Annotated in this window: 22 protein-coding genes; 13 read left to right on the top strand and 9 right to left on the bottom strand. The window is 26.4% G+C overall.

Annotated elements, in window-relative coordinates:
- The first annotated feature begins 16 nt into the window (after window positions 1-16).
- The gene (locus tag BRSU_RS02615; RefSeq protein WP_083997855.1) at window positions 17-730 is read left to right on the top strand and encodes a Crp/Fnr family transcriptional regulator; all 714 of its coding nucleotides are present in this window, start codon (window positions 17-19) and stop codon (window positions 728-730) included.
- Window positions 731-743: 13 nt separating this feature from the next.
- Here the strand turns inward: BRSU_RS02615 and BRSU_RS02610 are convergent, their stop codons facing one another.
- Window positions 744-1,184, bottom strand: coding sequence for an Rrf2 family transcriptional regulator (locus BRSU_RS02610; RefSeq protein WP_048593657.1), 441 nt, complete (start codon window positions 1,182-1,184; stop codon window positions 744-746).
- 709 nt (window positions 1,185-1,893) lie between these two features.
- Here BRSU_RS02610 and BRSU_RS02605 point away from each other — a divergent pair.
- From BRSU_RS02605 to BRSU_RS02570, 8 genes are all read left to right on the top strand, one after another.
- On the top strand, window positions 1,894-2,835 hold the full coding sequence (locus tag BRSU_RS02605; protein WP_048593656.1) for an SMP-30/gluconolactonase/LRE family protein: 942 nt from the start codon (window positions 1,894-1,896) through the stop codon (window positions 2,833-2,835).
- Between the two features lie 237 nt (window positions 2,836-3,072).
- Window positions 3,073-3,360, top strand: coding sequence for a hypothetical protein (locus BRSU_RS02600; RefSeq protein WP_048593655.1), 288 nt, complete (start codon window positions 3,073-3,075; stop codon window positions 3,358-3,360).
- Between the two features lie 405 nt (window positions 3,361-3,765).
- Window positions 3,766-4,287 (top strand): hypothetical protein, encoded by a 522-nt coding sequence (locus tag BRSU_RS02595; protein ID WP_048593654.1) that lies wholly within the window; start codon window positions 3,766-3,768, stop codon window positions 4,285-4,287.
- Between the two features lie 196 nt (window positions 4,288-4,483).
- Window positions 4,484-4,810 (top strand): YbjQ family protein, encoded by a 327-nt coding sequence (locus BRSU_RS02590; protein WP_012671948.1) that lies wholly within the window; start codon window positions 4,484-4,486, stop codon window positions 4,808-4,810.
- Between the two features lie 16 nt (window positions 4,811-4,826).
- Window positions 4,827-5,153 carry a YbjQ family protein gene (locus tag BRSU_RS02585; protein ID WP_048593653.1) on the top strand — a complete coding sequence of 109 codons (327 nt, stop codon included), beginning with the start codon at window positions 4,827-4,829 and terminating at the stop codon, window positions 5,151-5,153.
- 19 nt (window positions 5,154-5,172) lie between these two features.
- Window positions 5,173-5,838 (top strand): LOG family protein, encoded by a 666-nt coding sequence (locus BRSU_RS02580; RefSeq protein WP_048593652.1) that lies wholly within the window; start codon window positions 5,173-5,175, stop codon window positions 5,836-5,838.
- Window positions 5,835-6,431, top strand: a complete 597-nt coding sequence (locus BRSU_RS02575; RefSeq protein WP_048593651.1) for a hypothetical protein — start codon at window positions 5,835-5,837, stop codon at window positions 6,429-6,431. Before BRSU_RS02580 ends, BRSU_RS02575 begins: the two co-directional genes overlap by 4 nt.
- A gap of 424 nt (window positions 6,432-6,855) precedes the next feature.
- Window positions 6,856-8,241, top strand: a complete 1,386-nt coding sequence (locus tag BRSU_RS02570) for a sodium-dependent transporter (protein WP_014487156.1) — start codon at window positions 6,856-6,858, stop codon at window positions 8,239-8,241.
- Between the two features lie 107 nt (window positions 8,242-8,348).
- On the opposite strand, the gene mgtE is transcribed toward BRSU_RS02570, so the two are convergent.
- Window positions 8,349-9,713, bottom strand: a complete 1,365-nt coding sequence (mgtE, locus tag BRSU_RS02565; protein WP_048593650.1) for a magnesium transporter — start codon at window positions 9,711-9,713, stop codon at window positions 8,349-8,351.
- Between the two features lie 138 nt (window positions 9,714-9,851).
- Between mgtE and pfkA the strand changes: the two genes are divergently transcribed.
- The 3 genes from pfkA to BRSU_RS02550 are packed head-to-tail and all read left to right on the top strand — an operon-like array spanning window position 9,852 to window position 12,388.
- Window positions 9,852-10,832 (top strand): 6-phosphofructokinase, encoded by a 981-nt coding sequence (gene pfkA, locus BRSU_RS02560; protein WP_048593649.1) that lies wholly within the window; start codon window positions 9,852-9,854, stop codon window positions 10,830-10,832.
- 30 nt (window positions 10,833-10,862) lie between these two features.
- Window positions 10,863-11,621 (top strand): WecB/TagA/CpsF family glycosyltransferase, encoded by a 759-nt coding sequence (locus BRSU_RS02555; protein ID WP_048593648.1) that lies wholly within the window; start codon window positions 10,863-10,865, stop codon window positions 11,619-11,621.
- Between the two features lie 11 nt (window positions 11,622-11,632).
- Window positions 11,633-12,388, top strand: a complete 756-nt coding sequence (locus BRSU_RS02550) for a class I SAM-dependent methyltransferase (protein WP_048593647.1) — start codon at window positions 11,633-11,635, stop codon at window positions 12,386-12,388.
- A 122-nt stretch (window positions 12,389-12,510) separates the two neighbouring features.
- On the opposite strand, the gene BRSU_RS02545 is transcribed toward BRSU_RS02550, so the two are convergent.
- Genes BRSU_RS02545 through BRSU_RS02530 form a run of 4 tightly spaced genes read right to left on the bottom strand, consistent with a single transcriptional unit; the run spans window position 12,511 to window position 15,758 of the window.
- Window positions 12,511-13,356 carry a hypothetical protein gene (locus tag BRSU_RS02545; RefSeq protein ID WP_048593646.1) on the bottom strand — a complete coding sequence of 282 codons (846 nt, stop codon included), beginning with the start codon at window positions 13,354-13,356 and terminating at the stop codon, window positions 12,511-12,513.
- A gap of 25 nt (window positions 13,357-13,381) precedes the next feature.
- A complete protein-coding gene (locus tag BRSU_RS02540; RefSeq protein WP_048593645.1) occupies window positions 13,382-14,161 on the bottom strand; it encodes a hypothetical protein in 780 nt (259 codons plus the stop codon).
- Between the two features lie 18 nt (window positions 14,162-14,179).
- The gene (locus BRSU_RS02535) at window positions 14,180-14,950 is read right to left on the bottom strand and encodes an outer membrane beta-barrel protein (RefSeq protein ID WP_048593644.1); all 771 of its coding nucleotides are present in this window, start codon (window positions 14,948-14,950) and stop codon (window positions 14,180-14,182) included.
- Window positions 14,951-14,978: 28 nt separating this feature from the next.
- The gene (locus BRSU_RS02530; RefSeq protein ID WP_048593643.1) at window positions 14,979-15,758 is read right to left on the bottom strand and encodes a hypothetical protein; all 780 of its coding nucleotides are present in this window, start codon (window positions 15,756-15,758) and stop codon (window positions 14,979-14,981) included.
- A gap of 164 nt (window positions 15,759-15,922) precedes the next feature.
- Here BRSU_RS02530 and BRSU_RS02525 point away from each other — a divergent pair, with 164 nt between their 5' ends.
- Entirely contained in the window at window positions 15,923-16,867 is a 945-nt protein-coding gene (locus BRSU_RS02525) for an alpha/beta fold hydrolase (RefSeq protein ID WP_048593642.1), read from the top strand.
- Between the two features lie 71 nt (window positions 16,868-16,938).
- On the opposite strand, the gene BRSU_RS02520 is transcribed toward BRSU_RS02525, so the two are convergent.
- The 3 genes from BRSU_RS02520 to BRSU_RS02505 all read right to left on the bottom strand — a co-directional run bounded on the left by BRSU_RS02520 (window position 16,939) and on the right by BRSU_RS02505 (window position 20,444).
- On the bottom strand, window positions 16,939-18,522 hold the full coding sequence (locus BRSU_RS02520; protein WP_048593641.1) for a hypothetical protein: 1,584 nt from the start codon (window positions 18,520-18,522) through the stop codon (window positions 16,939-16,941).
- An 83-nt stretch (window positions 18,523-18,605) separates the two neighbouring features.
- The gene (locus tag BRSU_RS02515) at window positions 18,606-19,382 is read right to left on the bottom strand and encodes an ankyrin repeat domain-containing protein (protein WP_048593640.1); all 777 of its coding nucleotides are present in this window, start codon (window positions 19,380-19,382) and stop codon (window positions 18,606-18,608) included.
- A gap of 486 nt (window positions 19,383-19,868) precedes the next feature.
- On the bottom strand, window positions 19,869-20,444 hold the full coding sequence (locus BRSU_RS02505; RefSeq protein WP_048593639.1) for an ankyrin repeat domain-containing protein: 576 nt from the start codon (window positions 20,442-20,444) through the stop codon (window positions 19,869-19,871).
- Between the last annotated feature and the right edge of the window lie 19 nt (window positions 20,445-20,463).

The following is a 20,463-nucleotide window of genomic DNA, read 5'->3' as shown; positions in this document are numbered from 1 at the left end:
GATTTTTTATAAAAAAATGTTAGCATTAACTAACAATAATATTAATATTTTAATTGAACATATGATGAATGACTATATAGATATTTTAATAAAATCAGAAGTATTTAACAATATAAGTAAAGATGAAATCATTAATATTTTAGATGATTTTAAAATACAAAAAAAATATTTTAAAAAATCAAATATAATAATAGATACTGGGGATATAGTAGAAAATATATACATTATATTGAAAGGAAAAATAGAAATTTCAAAAGAATATGATGATGCTAGAAAAAATATTGTAAATATACTAAATCAAGGCGATATATTTGCAGAAGCATTTGCTTTTTCTACAAATAAAGTATCATCTATACAGGCTTTAGCATTAGAAAATACAGAATTAATTAAAATAAATATACAAAATATATTTAAAGCAAATGATAATAATATTAAAAATATATTTCTGCATAATTTATTAAGAGTAATATCTGATAAAAATAAATTCCTAGCTTTCAAAAATGATATTCTAAGTCAGAAAAGTTTAAGAAGCAAAATAATAATATACCTTAAATATATGTCGAATATTCAGAAATCTCAAAATATAATTATACCATTCAATAGAGATAAATTAGCAGAGTTTATATCAGCAGACAGAAGTGCATTATCAAGAGAATTAAACAGATTATCAAAAGAAAATATTATAGAATTAGACGGCAACAGAATAAGCATTATCAATATAAAAAATTAATTTAATATTAAAATTATTTATTCATAAAATCCAAATGCTTTTTTCTTTTTCTCACTTCATCAGCTATTTGTTTAATAGTTATTTTAGACATAGACTTTTCAAAATCAAGCCTTACATTATTAAACTCTTCACCCAAAACATCAAACATTGCACATCCTACAGGACAAACATGATTAGGTTCATGAAAATTAAAAAGCCCCCTCTCATCCTCTGTAAATATGGCTTCATATATAGAAAGAAGCGTTATATCTTTTTCATCTTTTATGAGTCTGCTGCCTTTTTTATTAGTTTCAACCATTCCTGCATCTTGAAGTTTTAATAAAATCTTCCTTATTATAGAAGGATTAGTTTTTACACTTTTGGCAAGCAAATGAGATGTAGTGCCTTCATTTTCAAAAAATGCTATACACAAAACTATATGTGCTGCAACTGATAATTTAGTATTAATTTTCATAGTATTATAAATATAATCAAAAAATCATAATAATCAATAAATATACTAAAATTTTTTAAGTTTGTCTATTTTATTCTTGTTCTTTTTCCAGCCGCACGCCTACCTAAAGATACTTCCTTCAGTCGCAAAAGAAGTGGGCTCGTAAGCATGCAGAGCGGCGGGCAAAGCCCTGTATATATTTAAAATTTAAAAAAATTATTTCTGACAGAATATAGTTGTTTAGGTATATACTGAAAATTTTTAAGTTTGTCAATATTTTTTATTCAACTTTTTCCCGCCGCAAAAAGTTGCTGCCACAGGCACGCTTCGCGAAAGTGCAAGTATAAAATTAGTATTAAATCATACTAAAATTGTATTATATAATATAAAATAATTTATTAAATTTAAGCTAAATATAGCAGACTGTACCTGCTTCTCGCTGTAGGAAGGCTTCGCATGTGGCACGCCTACCGGAGGCACGCTTCGATAGGTGGATGTCGTCCAAAAGAAGTAGGGTCTGGCACGACTGTCTGCTTCGCAGAAAAGGCCCAGATATAAAAACAAAAATATAAATTTGTTTTTGACAAAATATAATTGTTTAGGTATATATTAGAATAAAAAATAATTGTAATCATTTTGGTAACAATCTTTTTACACTTTTTCATTGATATAATTATAAAAATATTATAAAGTCTTAATAAAAATTTTTACTAATAAGGAGAATTTACAAATGAGTAAATTTTTGAGTACTATACTTTTATCAGCTTTTTTATTTGCTGTATCATGTTCAAATAATGCAGACAAAACAACAACAACTGACAATACAGCAAAAGCAGAACCAACTAAAAAAGAAGCAGTAGCTATTAATGTTGAAGGACTAGCTGCACCTGAAAGCATTAAATTCAGAAATGGAAAATTATATATAGCTAACTTGGGAGATCCTAATGCTCCAGCAGACGGATTCATAATTTTAGCTAATGAAGACGGTTCTAATCCTCAAAAACTTTTTGAAGGACAATTAGACAGCCCTAAAGGTTTTTCTTTTTTAACTGATGATATTATCATTATTCCTGATCAAGTAAATGATAGCTCTATAACAGGAAATTTAGTTTTAGCTAATGTTAAAGAAAATAAAATAATAACAAAACTTCCTATAGAAGGTTCTAAATTCCTAAATGATACTGTAGTAATAGATCCTGCAACTGTAGCATTAACCGATACAGGAGCTTCAATAGTTCATTTTATTAAAGTAGATAATAATTCAGCTTTATCTATAACTTCATCTGTAACAGGAGTAGTTGGTGCTAACGGCATATTCTTAGATAATGGAGTTCTATATATAGCTGGAAGTACATTCGGAGGCGATGCTAACGGAGGAGATATTTATACTTTAAAAACAGACGGTACAGGTTTAAATAAATGGACAGCTTCAAGATTAGGTGCTGGTGCATTAGACGGCATTGCTATAGCTAATGGTAAATTATATGTTTCTGATTGGGGTGAAAATGGTGCTAATAATAATGCATGCATATATGTATTTGATTTAAATACTAAAGAACAATTAGAAAAAATTGAAGGTTCTTTAAGCGGTGTTGCTGATATAGATTTAGTTAATAAAGTTATTTATATCCCTGAACTTTCTACTAGCTTAATAAAAAAAGTACAACTATAAAATTAATTACTTCTTCTATACATCTCCTATATAAAATTATAAAAATATAGGAGATGCTTTTTTAAAATTGCAAATTCATAAACTATTATACATCACAATATTTTTTATTAGATATACGATACATTATCTTTATACAATACTATAACAATATACTATATATTATCATTAAAGTTTTACTAAGATTTATATTTTTTTGTTATCTTTTAAATATGAATTTAATAATAAGGAGATGCAATTATGAAAAAAATTATAATTTTCTTATTTTTATTCATTCTCTCATTTTCATTAATATCTTATGCAGAAAATAGAATATATAAATTTAACAATATAGATATAGAATATGACTATTCAAAAGATAACAACAAACTATTAGGCTTCTTCTTCCCATTCATAAATAATACAAATTCAAATAAAATAATTATACAGGATAGATATAAAGGAATATCATATACTAATTTAAATAAATCTTTAATAAATGATCCTGAAATGGTTCAATTATGGAAAGAATGGGGAATTATGAAATAGCAAATATAATTTGTATTATCAAATTTATTTTATTATTTTTGAAATATTTAACATTATTTAAATATTTATGTTTATTATTAGTAAACAACAAAAAATATTTTTCATTTAAGAGGTAACTGCTATGAAAAAATTATTTTTTTTATTCCTATTTCTATTCTAATTAACATCAATTTTTTGTAGTTACCATGGTTAGAATGTAGATATTGCAATCATCTTTTTTTAAATAAACTAAATTTATACAAAAAATTTATTATTTTTTTGACAAATGTATTATATTTTTGTTTTATATAAACAAGGAAGATTGTTATCAAAATATTTTAAATAAACAAAATATTTTGGTATTGATTTTTTTATTTAATATTTATAAAATATAATTAAAACTTTTATCATATAGGAGGAATCACAATGAAAAAGTTTATAATTTTCTTATTTTTATTTGTTTTATTATTCTCATTATTCTGTTATGCTCAAAGCGGTGTTGCTAAAAATAATATACCTGACTCAGTGATAGACTGGTTGAAGAAACAAGGACATCCTATTACATTTAATACAGTTAATGAAAATGAATATTTATTTTCTTTTTTAGAAAATAATAGTCAATTGTTTAAATCTGAAAAAGAGGCAAATATATTATTTAATAATATGGAAAAAAACCCTCAATTGTTCACAGTTCTTGAAAATAACCCTGAGCTATTTAATATTATTAATCAAAATCCAGAATTATTTATTAATATCTTATTAGATGATCAAAAATTAGAACTATTCATCAATGCACCTTCTCAAAGTGAATTCTTGTTCAATTCAGGCTATAGTAAAGAATCTTTGTTTAATTCTACTTCTAATAGTCAATTCATAAATACTGATGTTTCTCAGAAAGAAGAAAATTACACTGTTGGATTATGGAAAGAATGGGGTATAATGAAATAAAAATATTAATTAATGAATAATAAAACATAGAAAGGGTTATTGTAGTTTATACTGCATTAACCCTTTTTATAGTCTTCATTATCAAAATTTTTAATCATAATCATTATTATAAAAAATCATTAAGTATATTTATACTTTTCCGAGAAATTAACATAATATTTTATAATATACTATAATACATATAGGAGATTCACAAATGAGTGCTGATATTAAAATGTTTACTGTCAATTACTTACCAAGCAATTATAATTATGAAATGTTAGGATTAGTTAAAGGAAATGTATCTTTAGCTAAGCATGTAGGAAAAGATTTACTTGCAGGTCTTAAAAATATTGTAGGCGGTGAAGTTGAAAGTTACACTGAAATGCTTAATGAAGCTAGAGAAATAGCTACAAAAAGAATGTTAGAAGAAGCAAAAAAGTTAAATGCTAATGCTATAATAGGAATTAATTTTTCTTCATCTTCTGTACTTCCTGGAACTGTAGAAGTTGTTGCTTATGGTACTGCTATTGTATTGAAATAATTTATGAGGAGTAAAAATGGATAACGATATAAAATTATTTACATCTGATTATTTGCCTAGCGGATATAATTATGAATTATTAGGTTTGGTTAAAGGAAATATAGCTCAGGCTAAACATATAGGAAAAGATTTGCTTGCAGGTCTTAAAAATATTGTAGGCGGTGAAGTTGAAGGCTACACTGAAATGATTAATGAAGCTAGAGAAACAGCAACTAAAAGAATGATAGAAGAAGCTAAAAAATTAAATGCTAATGCTATAATAGGAATACATTATTCTTCATCATCTGTAATGGAAGGTACTACAGAAGTTATTGCTTATGGTACTGCTGTAATAATAAAATAATAATAAGGAAAATTTATTAATGAGAAGAGAAGTTTATGAATTACAGAATTCTGATATGCCTAATGAATCTTGGCGTATATTCAGAATAATGGGAGAATTTGTAGAAGGATTTGAAACTATGTCCTACTACAAAAATGCCGTTTCTATATTTGGAAGTGCAAGAACCTCAGAAGATCATCCTCATTATAAATTAGCTTATGAAACTGCTAAATTATTAGGTGAAAATAAATATGACATAATTACAGGCGGAGGACCTGGTATAATGGAAGCCGGTAACAGAGGTGCTTTTGATGCTAATGCTGGTTCTATAGGTTTATGTATAGAACTGCCTTTTGAACAGAAAACTAATCCTTATGTTAAAGAAGAATTGAAATTTAGATATTTCTTTGCTAGAAAAGTGATGTTCTTAAAATATGCAAAAGCTGTAATAATATTTCCTGGCGGATTCGGTACTATGGATGAAATGTTTGAAACTCTAACTTTAATACAGACAAAGGTTCTTGACAGAATGCCTCTTATAGTTATGAATTCTAGTTATTACACTGACTTAATAGAATGGATAAAAAAAGATATGATTAAAGAAAATTATATAGATCCTGAAGATTTAAATTTAATAAAATATGCTGAAACTCCTCAGGCTGCTTTAGATATAATTAATTCTTTTCATCAAAATAAACAAAAATGAAATATATAAGATATATAATAGTAATTTTATTAATCAACATAAATATAGTATTTGCTCAATTACCAGAGCTTTTTGACCTAAATGGTTATAAAGATTTAAAATTTGGAATGAGCATTGAAGAAGCTGATAATAAAATTACTAATTATAATCTAAATGTATATGCTGATTTTTTTGAATCATTTGAATTAAAAAATAATACTGTTCTTAATATATATAAAAATGATACTCAAAAATTAGCATATTATCTATATTTCTACAATAATGAACTTTATAGAATAGAGATATGCAATCATATAGGTGATATATATAATAATCCTTCATTCTACAATCCTGTAACTATGTCCGACATTAACAATATAAAAGAAGAACTTACTTTTCAATATGGTCAAATAACAAAAACAGATGTAAAGCATTATTCATTTTATAAAAAACCTTTTGAAGAATATATAATATGGTGGTCATCTGAGCTTGCAAGCGTATCATTATATATAAAGCCTGATTTGGATACTTTAGAAAATGTTATGAAGCATTATTCATACAGAATTTCTTTTTATGATGAGATCAAAATAAAAGAAATATATTCATCAAAATAACAGCTTTTCTCTAACTCCCCACCCTTTTTCTTTATTGCTTTATATAAAATTTTAACTTCATCTTCCTTATAGCCTATCAATAAAATATAGCAGCCCACCCTAGTTTTCTATAAAAATAAAAATTCTCTCAACGCACGCTAAGCAAAATAAAAAAATAAAGATAAATTAATAATACAAATTTAATTATATTCGCAGTGAAGCTAACCGTGCGTTAAATAGATTTTTAAACCTAATTAACACTTGGGCGGGTGCTGCAATTTATAATAAAGCAGTAAATATAATTTAAATTATAAATTGTAAATTAGGCTAAAAAATATAAAGGGCGGGGTATGTGAATAAAATTTTATTATTATAAGTTTTAATAATTTATATTATATAGTATAATCTAAACAAAAATTGTCATAATCATTTGGAGTGTATACCGATGAAAAAAAGAGAAAAACTAGGAAGCAGATTCGGATTTATATTAGTATCTGCCGGCTGTGCAGTTGGTATGGGTAATGTTTGGAGATTCCCATATATAACAGGACAATACGGAGGCGGTGCTTTTGTAATATTATATATTATATCAATAATTATATTGGGTGTAGCTCCTATGGTAATGGAATTCGCTGTGGGAAGAGCAGGCGGACATGACATAGCAACATCTTTTCAAAAACTCGAAAAGAAAGGACATAATTGGCATAAAATAGGATATGTTCAAATACTTGGTAATGTTCTTCTTATGTTGTTTTATACAACTATATGCGGATGGTGTCTATCATACTTTTACTTTATGCTTTCAGGACGATTTGAAGGACTTAATGCAAATGAAGTTGGTAATTTTTTTAACGGAGTTTTGGGAAGTGCTTCTACATTGACATTATGGATGGGAATAAGTTTATTGATAGGTATAATAATATGTTCTTTCGGACTTGAGAAAGGTGTAGAAAGAGCAAGTAAATTCATGATGATATCATTGTTCGCACTTTTAATGCTTCTTATAATCAGAGCATTAACTTTAAAAGGTGCTATAGAAGGATTAAAATTCTATTTAGTACCGGATTTAAATAAATTATTCGGAAACGGACTTACAGGATTCATAGGAATATTCTATGCTGCTATTGGTCAGGCATTTTTCTCTTTGAGTGTAGGTCAAGGAGGAATGGCAATATTTGGAAGCTATATAGATAAAAAACAATCTCTTACAGGAGAAGCATTAATAATTATAGCATTGGATACTATGGTAGCTTTATTTGCAGGACTTGTAGTATTCCCAGCATGTTTTGCTTTCGGTGTAAATCCCGGTGAAGGTGCCGGACTTGCTTTTGTAACATTACCTAATATATTTAATTCTATGCCTCTTGGAAGATTATGGGGAGCATTATTCTTCTTATTCCTAGCAATGGCTGCACTTACTACCATAATAGGTGTATTAGAAAATATATATTCATTTATTATGGATAAATTCAAAATTACAAGACAAAAAACTTCTATTATATTATTTGTAATGTTATTCATACTTAGCTTACCTACAACTTTAGGATTTAATATACTATCTAATATAAATCCGCTTGGAGAAGGTACTGTTATAATGGATTTACTAGATTTTATAGTATCAAATAATATACTTCCTTTAGGTGCTTTGGTAACTCTATTCTTCTGTACAAGAGATTTCGGATGGGGATTCGATAACTTTTTAAAAGAAGCTAATACAGGAGAAGGTATAAAATTCCCTCGTCAATTAAGATTCTATATTAGTTATATACTTCCTTTTATAGTATTAGCAATATTTTTATATGAATATATTAACAGATTTTTCTTGAAATGATTTTTTATATTAACATGCATATAGTTTATTAATAACGAAGAAAAATATTAATAACTATATGCATTTTTATTAACTATAAAAATATTGTACTATTTTAATTATAAAAACTATTTAGAAAAATTAGTGAGTATTGTAGTGGCAAGCAGTAAATATATAGCAGTACCGCTAATATCGCATATAGAAGTAACAAGAGGCACACTGCTTGTGGTAGGGTCTTTTTTAAACTTAACAAATAAAAACGGCAAACATAAACCTATCAAACTACCTATAACAACAACCAATATCATAGAAAGTGATACAACCAATGCTATGATTAAGCCTCCCCTAAAAACAGCAATCAAAGATACAGCAATACTCATGGTAAGCCCTAAAGTAGTAGAAACTAATATCTCTTTTCCAAGCATAAAAAGCCAGTCGCTTTTTTTAACATCTCCCACAGATAAACTTCTTATTATGAGAGTTGAAGACTGAGCACCAGCATTTCCTGCACTATCTATAAGTAATGGTAAGAAAAATATCAAAGAAACATATTTACTTATAGTCTCTTCAAACATTCCTATAACATATCCTGATATAATATTAACAAATACCAAAACAAAAAGCCAAAATATTCTTCTTTTATAAAGTACAATAGGATTAGCTTGTTTTATGTTGCTGTCGAAATCATCATCAATACTAATAGCACCTAATTTATGAAAGTCTTCTGTATCCTCTTCTTCAGCTATATCGAATATATCATCTATTGTAACAATACCTATCAAAGCATTTTTAGAATCAACTACAGGTATATAAAGCAAATCATATTTCCTTCCTACCCTAACCGCTTCTTCCTGATCCGAATATACTGACAAATATATTATATCTGTATGCATAAGATATTCTATTTTATCATCTTGATTAGCAAATAGTAAATCTTTTAGCAAAATATAACCGATTAAAGTATCATCTTTCTGAACAACATATATAACTTCAAATGTTTCAGAATCTTTACCGTATTTTCTAATATATTCCAAAGTTTGCTTAACAGTATAGTCAGGAAGCACATCAACATATTCAGGAGTCATTATACGTCCTATACTGTCTTCAGGATATCCTAATAACTGCCTTGTAATATTTAAATCTTTCTCACCCATCAAAGAAAAAATCTTCTTTGTAATGTCGGAAGGAAGTTCTTCAAAAAGCGATGTTCTGTCATCAGGACTCATTTCATGAATAAGTTCTTTTAATTCATTCTCATTCATAGAGATTATGATTTTTTCCTGCTCTTCAGGCTCTAATTCGGAAAATACATAAGCAGACATTTCTCTTGATAAAAGTCTGAATACTATGCTTCTATTTTTATCGCTGTCTAATATTCGTATAACATCTACTATTTCAGCTGCATGCATGCTGGCAAGTAAATATTTGAGTTTATCCCATCTTTGATTTTCTATTATATTAATAATTTCAGTATATTCTTTGTTTTCTACCATACTTCTATCATATTTTTTTTATATTTATGTATATCAATTCTTTTATTATTATTATATAATATAGATATTATATATTAATAATAAAAAAAAACCAATAATGTAATTTTAATATTATAAATATAAAGGAGTTATTTTAATATGGCTGATATAAAAAGAATCGGGGTATTAACAAGCGGAGGAGATGCTTCTGGAATGAACCCTGCTATAAGAAGTGTTGTTAGAACTGCAATAGCCAACGGTTTAGAAGTAATGGGCATAAAAGAAGGATATCAAGGTCTTATGTATAATGATGTATATCAGATGAATGCCGGAAGCGTAGGTGGCATCATTAATCATGGAGGCACTATACTCTTTTCAGCAAGATCTCCTGAATTCCAAACAGAAGAAGGTATGAAAAAAGCTGCTGATAATATGAAATATCATGGCATCGATGCTTTAATTGTTATAGGAGGCGATGGAACTTATAAAGGAGCTTTAGACTTTTATAATCACCATCCTGAATATCCTATAGTTGCAATACCAGGAACAATAGATAATGATATATTCGGTACAGATTATACTATAGGTTATGACACTGCTGTTAATGTGGCAATGGATGCTATAGATAAATTAAGAGATACAGCTACAAGCCATGGAAGATGTTTTGTTGTAGAAGTTATGGGAAGACATGCTGGTTATATCGCTTTGGAAGTAGGTATAGCTTCAGGAGCCGAGGATATATTAATACCTGAAACAACAACTGATCTAGATAAAATAGTAGAAGAATTACAAATTGCTAAAAAAAGAGGTAAAAAATCTTCTATTATAGTTGTAGCAGAAGGAGATGAATCAGGCGGAGCTATGGAAGTAGCCAAACAAATAGAAGGTAAAACAGGATTCGATACTCGTGTTACTATATTAGGACACATGCAAAGAGGAGGATCTCCTACTTCAAGAGAGCGTTTAATGGCTGCTAGATTTGGTTATATTGCTGTTAAAGCTTTATTAGAAGGAAAGAAAAATGTTGCTGTAGGAATTTGGAAAGGAGAATATACTTACACTCCTTTAACTGATGCTGTAAAAAAGGTACCTAAAGTAGATCCTATAGACTTGGCATTATGCAGAACTCTTGCTATATAATTAATTAAAAAATAAAGGCTATAATTTATTATGATAGAAAATAAATCCATTTTAGGAATAAGAATTGACAGTTTCCAAGTTAGTCTTGAAGAAATACTTGACTATCTTAAATATGGAAAAAACATACTCATAATATCTTTGGATGTGCATAAATTACTGAAAATAAGATACAATAAAAAATTAAAAGAAATAATAAAAAATTCATCTTTGGTAATTGCAGCACACCCATCTATAGCCAAAGCTTATAAATTTATTCATAAAGAAGAAATAAATTATATTAATGAATTTATTTTATTTTCAAAAGTTCTAGATTATATAGAACAAAAAAAGATGTCTATGTTTTTGTTTGGAGATGAAGAAAAATATTTCTTTACAATCTCAGAAAAAATTAAAAAGATTTATCCAGGTATTTATATGCTTGGCAATTATCAAAACACAAAAGATAAAGAAGAATTAGATAAAGCATTCATAGGATTTAAAAAGATAGAACCTGATGTATTTTTAATGTATATGGAGTTTAAAAAATCTTTATATTGGTTCAATAATAATAAACAAAATTTAGACATGAAATTCTTTATTCCATTCAAAAAACCATTAGATAGTTTTGCAGGAAAAATAAAACCTCCTAGTATGGAAATATTAAATAAAAATAAATATGAATCATTCTACGCTAAAAAAAATATATTTAGAGTATTTTTATATATTGATTATATAAGATTTTGGATATTGGTTTTATTTGAAAAACTTACAACTAAGAAAGATAAACAAAGCATTCCTTCAAATAACTAATAAGGATATAAATGTATTATACAGATATTAATTCCCAAACAATAGATAAATGGATAGATGAAGGTTGGGAATGGGGAAAACCTATAACGCATGAAACTTTCTTAGATGCCAAAAATGGTAAATGGAATATGCTACTCACCCCAACAAAACCTGTTCCTAAAGAATGGTATCCTGATTTAATAGATAAAAAAGTTTTAGGGCTTGCTTCCGGAGGCGGACAGCAGATGCCTATTTTTGCTGCTAATGGATCAATATGCACTTTAATGGATTATTCTCAAAAACAAATAGACAGCGATTTAATGGTGTCAAAAAGAGAAAATTATAATATAAATTTAGTAAAATCTGATATGTCTAAAACATTTCCATTTGATGATGAAAGTTTCGATATAATTTTTCATCCTGTATCTAATTGCTATATAGAAGATGTTATGCATGTATGGAAAGAATGCTTTAGAGTTTTAAAAAAAGGCGGAATACTTATGTCCGGATTGGATAACGGAATTAATTTTGTATTTGATGAAAATTCAGAAAATGAAAAAGAAATAAAATACAAACTCCCTTTTAATCCTTTGAAAGATAATAAACTATTAGAAAATGCTGTAAAAAATAATGACGGAGTACAATTTTCACATACAATAGAAGAACAGATAAGAGGACAATTAAAAGCCGGATTCAAACTAATTGACATATATGAAGATACAAACGGATACGGCATACTTCATGAATATAATATACCTACTTTTTGGGCTACTCTATCAATGAAATAATCTTTATATAAAAAGGCTTCAATAATCAAAACAATTATCAAAGCCTTTATATTACTAATTACAATCAATTATGATATCAAACTTTTTAAATATATAAACTTGCTAGCAACAACAATAAATTATTATTTTGTACTAGGGTCAAACACAGTGTCTTCATTCAATAAATGTTTATATTCAGTAAGGTAATAAGCTATAAGTTCATTAACCTGTTTTTCATATTTATTTTTTAAGGCTGGGCCCCAAGTAGGGTTCCACAATATTTCATTTAAAATTCCAGTTACTACATCCTGAAGAGTATAAGGAACTGCATATTGTCCTACATGATGAAAACCTATATTATGCATATGTTCATGAAACATTAAACCTGCTACAGTGGCATAAGTTTGACTTTGCATATAAGTAAAATAATTTCCAAATAAAACATCATTTAAACTGCCCCAATTACCAGTACTGAATCCTATCCATTCACCTATAGGTATTTCATTATCCGGCTGAAGTCCGTAACGAAGATATCTTGATTTACCTACTGGCCCAACTCCAGTTCCTGCAGCAACTCCTACTCTTTTTTTATATCCAAAATCATATTTAACTGAACGAACACAATCAATAACCCTTTGAGCATCATATTTATCGCCTACTTTAAGATTATGTCCATTATAGCTGTCATTTACAGAAGAGCCTAATTGAGAATCAGCTGCCTTTACACGATTTACAAACTCCTCAGAATTAACTGCAACTCTAATAAGTGCCATACATACCAACATATATTTTTTTTCATCTACTGTAATGGTGGTATATTTATCAACATTGCTGTCTATCTCAAAACTATCTATACCAACCTGCCAATAAGGATATTTTTTATCTATTTCTTCTTTGCTGTAAACATCCGGCTTTAATGCACCATTATTACAGCTTAATACAAATAAAGATAATAAAAACAACCAAAATAAAAATAATTTTTTTAACATAATCAACTCCGCTTTCAACTATTTATTATTTTAAACTAGGATCAAAAATAGTATCTTCTAACAACAAATTTTTATATTCAGTATAGTAATAGGCAGTTAACTCATCTAACTGTCTGGCATATTTATCTTTCAAATCCCCAGATAATATTCTATAACCAAGCTGTCTTACTATATCATCAAGAACATAAGCACCAGGATGTCCGAAACCAATATTATGCATATGTTCATGAAACATTAAAGGAGCAAAGTTGCCTATGTTATTATATGACCAAGGTAGCCAATTAGCATTTACAAAACCAACCCAATCTCCTATAAATATTTGATCTTCAGGCTGAATACCATAACGTAAATATCTAGAGTTACCTACAGTTCCAACTCCTCCTGCCTGATTAGCGCTTGTTTTTTCATATATAAAATCATATTTTACTGTACGTATTATTTCAGTTACTCTGTCAGGATCATATTTGTCTCCAACATTTAAAGTTTTTCCATTATATGAATCACTTACTCCTGAAATTAATTCATCTTTTTTGGATTTTACAGCACCTGGAAATTCCTCTGAATTGACAACAATTCTTAAAAGAGCCATTCCTCTTAATATATAACGCTTCTCTTCTACAGTTATAGTAGTATAAGTTTTTTCATTTTGAGATATCTGAAATCTGGAAACACTAACTTGCCAATAAGGATATTTTTTATTTATAGATTCCTTGCTAAAATCATCAGGCTTTAATGTATTATTATTACAACTCAATATAAATAAAGATAATAAAAACAAACAAAATAAAAATAATTTTCTCATCATATTATTTCCTTGATTATATTAATTATAAGGCAGTATTTTTACGCCAACTTGAAAACCTATATCAAAACTAGATATAGTCTGTCTTGTTATTTTAGCTATGCTTTGATTATTTAACATAGCATTTTTAAAAGATATACCGAAATCTCCGCCTATATAACCGCCCAATACAAGTCCGAATTTTTTATCACTATAAATCTCATAATCTACAGAAAATCTAAGATATGGTATTATAGGAACTTCAAATAAATTTTTTATCTGAAATGCATTAAAATCTTCTATATTTCTATTCATATTTTTAGTATCATAATTTATAGAAGCTGACATAGCTCTTGCAAACAGCGGTACTTTAATTCCAACATTCAAACCAAATGAAAATTTCTTCCAATTAAATTTAGGATATATACCAAATGATATACTTTCAAATGTATAATCATAAACATTTTCATTTTTCTTATCTCTGCTTATTCTATAATATGAAAATTCATCATGATTATATCCTAATTCGCCTAAAACACTGATACTAAAATCTTTATTTATATCGAATCTATATCCTATATGAACTAAAAAACCCGCATCAAATCCGGCACCTGATTTTCTATCTGACTGCTTTATTGCTGATTTTAAATCATTTTCCTGCTGCTGAGTAGGATTTTTATTAGTTAAAGTATATTGATTTATTCCAATACTTAACCCTAATGGAACAAATATGCCTATTTCAAGACCGCTTTTAGCAAAAAGAGTAAAGCAGCTTAAAAACATTATTATAAATATATTAAATAATTTTTTCATAATTTTCTCTTTATTAATTTCAACATTCTTAATTCATAGGTCTTATCTTAGTACCTACTTGTATACCTAAATCTACACTTGATATATTTTCTATAGGAGTATCAATAGTTTCATATTTTGATCCTTTCACTTGATATCTCAAAGCAAAATCATAATCAATATACGCCCCTAAAACTATATCAAATTTATTAGATGTATATACTGAATAATCTAAAGTTAATTTAAAATACCCCATTACATTTGAAGTAAAATAATCTTTATAATTCTTTGTATCAATCATCTTTATGGTTTCAGTTGTATAACCTAATGTTGGATTATAACTTGAATTATTAATAGTACCTGATAGAAATATTTTCATTCCTACACCAATACCGAAAGAAAATCTTTTATAATTAACTTTAGGCAAAATACCAATAACAAGACTGTCAAAAGTATAATAACGATAATTCTGCAATTTAAGTGCCTGAGATTCTGTATTACTATCTTTTAATCTGTAATTAAAAGTATCTCTGCTGTATCCAAGCTCTCCCATAAAACTAAAACTAATTTCTTTATTTAATTCTAATCTATACCCTGCCTGAAATAAAGCCCCCGCATCAAACCCAATATGGGAAGTTCTAGTATTATTTGTAACATATTTGTTATATGAAGCTGCCTGCTGATTATTCAAGCCTGAAGGAGCTTTGTCATAATAATGAATACCTATATTGAAACCTAAAGGAACAAAAACACCCAACTCTAATCCGCTTTTCGCAAATACCGAATAAGAAAGAACAAATAACACCACTAATATTTTACATAGTTTCATTGTAACCCTTAATTTTTAAATTCTAATTTTTATAATAGCACATATTATAATATTAATCAAACGGTATTATTAGTAAATTAATTAGTCATTTTTATCATTGTAATAATGGATATTTTTTATATAATAAAATTAATCAATATTGATAAATAAAAAGATAATAAATTATGGATATATTTTTTGAAGAATACGCAAATATAAATGGTATAGAACAATATTTTATACATTACCCAAAAAAATCAAATATGACTTTGCTATTTTTACATGGCGGCCCTGGAGAAAGTGAATCATATTTTTTATATAAAATGCATTCAAAAACTCAAAACTACAATTTAGTATACTATGATCAAAGGGGTACAGGAAAAACTCAGGCAAAAAATAAATCAAAAGATAAAGATATAACGATAGAAAAATTGCTCATAGATTTAAAAGAAACAATTAATTATGTCAAACTAAAATATAATTCTAAATATATTATTTTACTTGGGCATTCTTGGGGAAGTGTTTTAGGAATTGAGTTCATAAAAAAATTTCCTAATTTAATTTCTGCCTATATTGGTATGGGACAGGTTGTAAATTTTAAAATAGGTGAAAAAACTGGATTTGACTACTGTTATAATATTGTGCAAAAAAGCAATAATCAAAAGTATATTAAAAAAATAGAAAAATTAAAAAATTATCCTTTTATCATAAATAAAAATAATGTATTTGAAATATTTAAAAATTTTAGAGATGTACAAGTAAAATATAAATTAGCCGGATATTATGAAGGCAATAATAAATTAAATAAAATCATAAAACAAAGCCCTCTATATTCATTTAAAGATATGTTTAATACTAATTCACTAATGCTAAATCAAAACATTATATATTATCTAATTAATTATGATACAAGTAAATTCACAAACTTTAATATACCTATGTTTTTTATATGCGGTGCTAATGATTGGCAGGTACCAACTGTTGTAGTAAAAGAATACTATAAAAATATAATAGCTCCGGATAAAGATTTATTTATAGTAGAAAATGCAGGACATCTACTTAATATAGAAAATACAAAAGATTATAATACTATAGTAGAAGGTATATGCAGCAGAGTAAGCGGATTTTAACTTTATGAATTCTAAAATAAAAAATAATTTGCTTAACTAATACTTATAAAATTTATTGGCATTTAATAAATTTATTTATTAGCATTAGAGTATCCTAATTTTCTTGATTCTTCAAAATAACGCTTACTTTTTTCTGTATATTCTTTCATCTTCTCTGCAGTAATAGTTGTAAGTTTTGAATATTCATCATAAACCAATGATAAATAATAATAACTTTCAGCCAAAACAGAATTTGATTTATTATTTTTAATAGATTTCAAAAAACTATATTCTGATTCTTTTAAATCTTTTACTTGTTTTTCTAATTTGTATTTATAAAGAGAAGTTATACCGCTGTTATTTAAAAGGTAAAAATTATCTTTTTCTAAATTAAGCCCATGCTTTATATCTTTTTCAGCATTATCTAAACTTTCTATATCATTACAAATTTTATAATCTGTTAAATATAACCATCCTCTATTTATATATATAGAAGTATTATTTTCATCTATAGTAAGCGCTTTATTATAATTATCTAAAGACATTTTAAAATATTTTTTATCTTTAGTATTTTTATATTTTTCATTATAAAGATCTGAATATATAAGCAATGTACTTAAATCTTCTTTATCATTATTATCAACAACTACCTTATTATAATCATTTAAAGCCAAATTAAAATAATTCTCATTAGATGTATAATGATATTTTTTTGTATAAAGAACAGACCTGTCTTTAAATGTGTCAGTATTGCTGTACCCATTAAAACTGTTAATATCTATTATTTTATTATAGTCTTTCAAAGCAGCATCAAAATATTTATCCTCAGAAGTCTCTTCATATTTTTTATTAAATAGTAATGCTCTGCTTTTTAATACTGCTATATTATCATCATCAAAACTCAATATTTTTGTATAAATATTTATAGCATTATCATCATTTCCGTTTTCAACTTCTCTTAAAGCCATAAGAGATAGTTCATTTATATTTAAATTTTCATCATTCTTATTTTTCTTTACAACATTCCAATATACATTGTCTGCGTTTTTATTATATTTATAGTAATTATTTTTTAATACAAGTTTATCTCCGTCATTATTTGTATCAATAATTTTTTTGTCATCATCTAAAGAATTAATGATTCCTGATGTATCCAATTTATTAATACTTTCATTTTTATTATCTTCATTATCATTATTTTTATTATCCTTATCAAAAAAACGAATATCTGAATCTTCACTTTCCAAGACCTTAGAATTATTCCCCCTAAACAAAAACATAGAAGCAATAATAGTAAGTACAGTACCTGCAAATATAATAGATATAGTTCTAGTATCTATATTCAATAATCCGCTATTATCTATAATTGAATTGAAGCTATTAACATGAGGAGCAATATATTCTTTATATTTTATCTCTAGTAAATAATCCAAATTTTTCTTTATATTATTTCTATTTAGAATATCATTTTTATTACTTAATTGAGTATTAGTTTGTATATCATTTTTATATGAATAGAATTTAGTATATGTATTTGAGCTATATATCCAATAGCATATTCCAGCAATTAATAAAATCAGGAATAAAGCTGTTAACATAACACCATTTGAAGAGGATTTTTCTATTTCAGGTTCATAATTTTCTTCATTTCTTATAAAATTATGCTCTTCTTCCATGCAAAAATCCCGATATTAAGTAGATTATTTATCGGATTGCATTTCATAAAAACAAATAAATATGATAACTTAGTAGTATTTTTTTAAATCTTATTATTCTCGTAATATTCTTTGATCATATTAATAATTTTTTCATTACCAGTATCATAAGCATAATCTAAAGCAGTATTTGAATCATTATCTTCATAATTAATATTTGGACTATTCTTAAGTAAAATATCAATTATATCAATATTTTCTCTGATAATTGCAAACATTAGGGCATTTTTACCATCATTACTTGAAATATTAATATCAGCATCATTATCTAATAAAATACTAATGGCATCTTTATAATCATTGATAACAGCCTGTATTAAAGCAGTATATCCCATATCATTTTGATGATTTATATCTATATTAAGTTCTAATATCTTTTTTAATATATCAATATTTTTTGAAAAACATGCCTCTATTAATAGATTATTTCCATCATTATTAATTTGTTTTACATCCGCACCATTGTTTAGTAATATATTAAAAATATCATAATTCCCTGCAGCGGCAGCAGCCATAACAGAACTATATCCAAAATCATTAACTATATTCACATCAGCATCATTTTCTATAAGTATATTAACTATATCTATAAATCCATTAAAAGAAGCAATCATTAAAGGTGATATTTTATGACTATCTAATATATTAGGATCAGCTCCATCATCTAACAATTTTTTTACTTCATCATAATTACCTTGCTGAACATATATAAAAATTTTATCTTCATCTTTATTAATATCATATTCATTGACATTTCCTATATACTCTGAATATAAAAAACTGCTTAATATTATAAATATTAAAATTAAATATTTTTGCATAACAATATCCGTAATAAATTTACAAATATATATAACGGATTATATAGAATTATGTTAAATATTTTATAATTGACAAAATACACATACAAGGTATAATAAAAATATGAATACAGCTATATTTGAATTAATAATGTTTAGCCCATACTAATAGCACAAAGTTTGGTAATTTTATTATTCTTTATTCTTTTATATTATTTTGTAAAAATAATAAATGTTTTTTTGATTAAATTCTTCAATATAGACAAAAAACTATTAGATAAACTTCATATAATTTTATTTGTATCTATTAATATAATAATTAGTGCTTATTTTCTTATTAGTCTTTTATATAGAATAAATACTTATGGAACAGATTTAAATACATTTATGGATAAAGATAATCAAGTGTATCTTGGAAATATAATATTTACTTTTTCTTTAATATTAGAAAGTATAATTATTTCTATTATTTGTATTTTTATAAGTAATAGAAATATACCTTTTAAATTATTTAGAAACAGTTTTTAAATAATCTGCTGCTTCTTTCTGCTCTTTACGAATAGCAAATTCTAAAGCTCTTTCACCATCTTTATTTTTATGCTCTATATCAGCACCATTTTCTATTAATAATTTCATCGTTTCTATATCATTTATTCCAGCAGCAAACATTAAAGGTGTTACAAGTTTAAAATTTTTAACATTAACATCAGCACCAGCTTCAACTAATGCTTTTATTATATTGTACTCTTTTGTAAGTACTGCATAAAGCAAAGCAGAAAATAATGGTCTATCTTTTAAATTAACATCAGCACCGCTGTCTATTAAATACTCGGCTATTTTAACTTGCTTCTCAGCACAGGCAAACATTAAAGCTGTTATTCCAGTTCTGCTTCTAGCATTTAAATTGGCACCTTCTTCTACTAAAAGTTTGGCTATATCAAAATAACCTTTCTTAGCACAAATCATAAGTAATGTAAATTTAGATTCTTCATCTCTGGCATCCGCCAAAGTATTATCAGACTCTAAACATTTCTTAACATTATCTATATCATTGTTTTTTACATACTCAACTATATCAGCCATTTTGATAAAGCCCTTTTAA

The sequence above is a fragment of the Brachyspira suanatina genome, from assembly GCF_001049755.1.
Taxonomy (GTDB): Bacteria; Spirochaetota; Brachyspiria; order Brachyspirales; family Brachyspiraceae; genus Brachyspira; species Brachyspira suanatina.
Note: the sequence above shows the minus strand (reverse complement) of the source record. Positions and strands in the feature narration are given on the sequence as shown.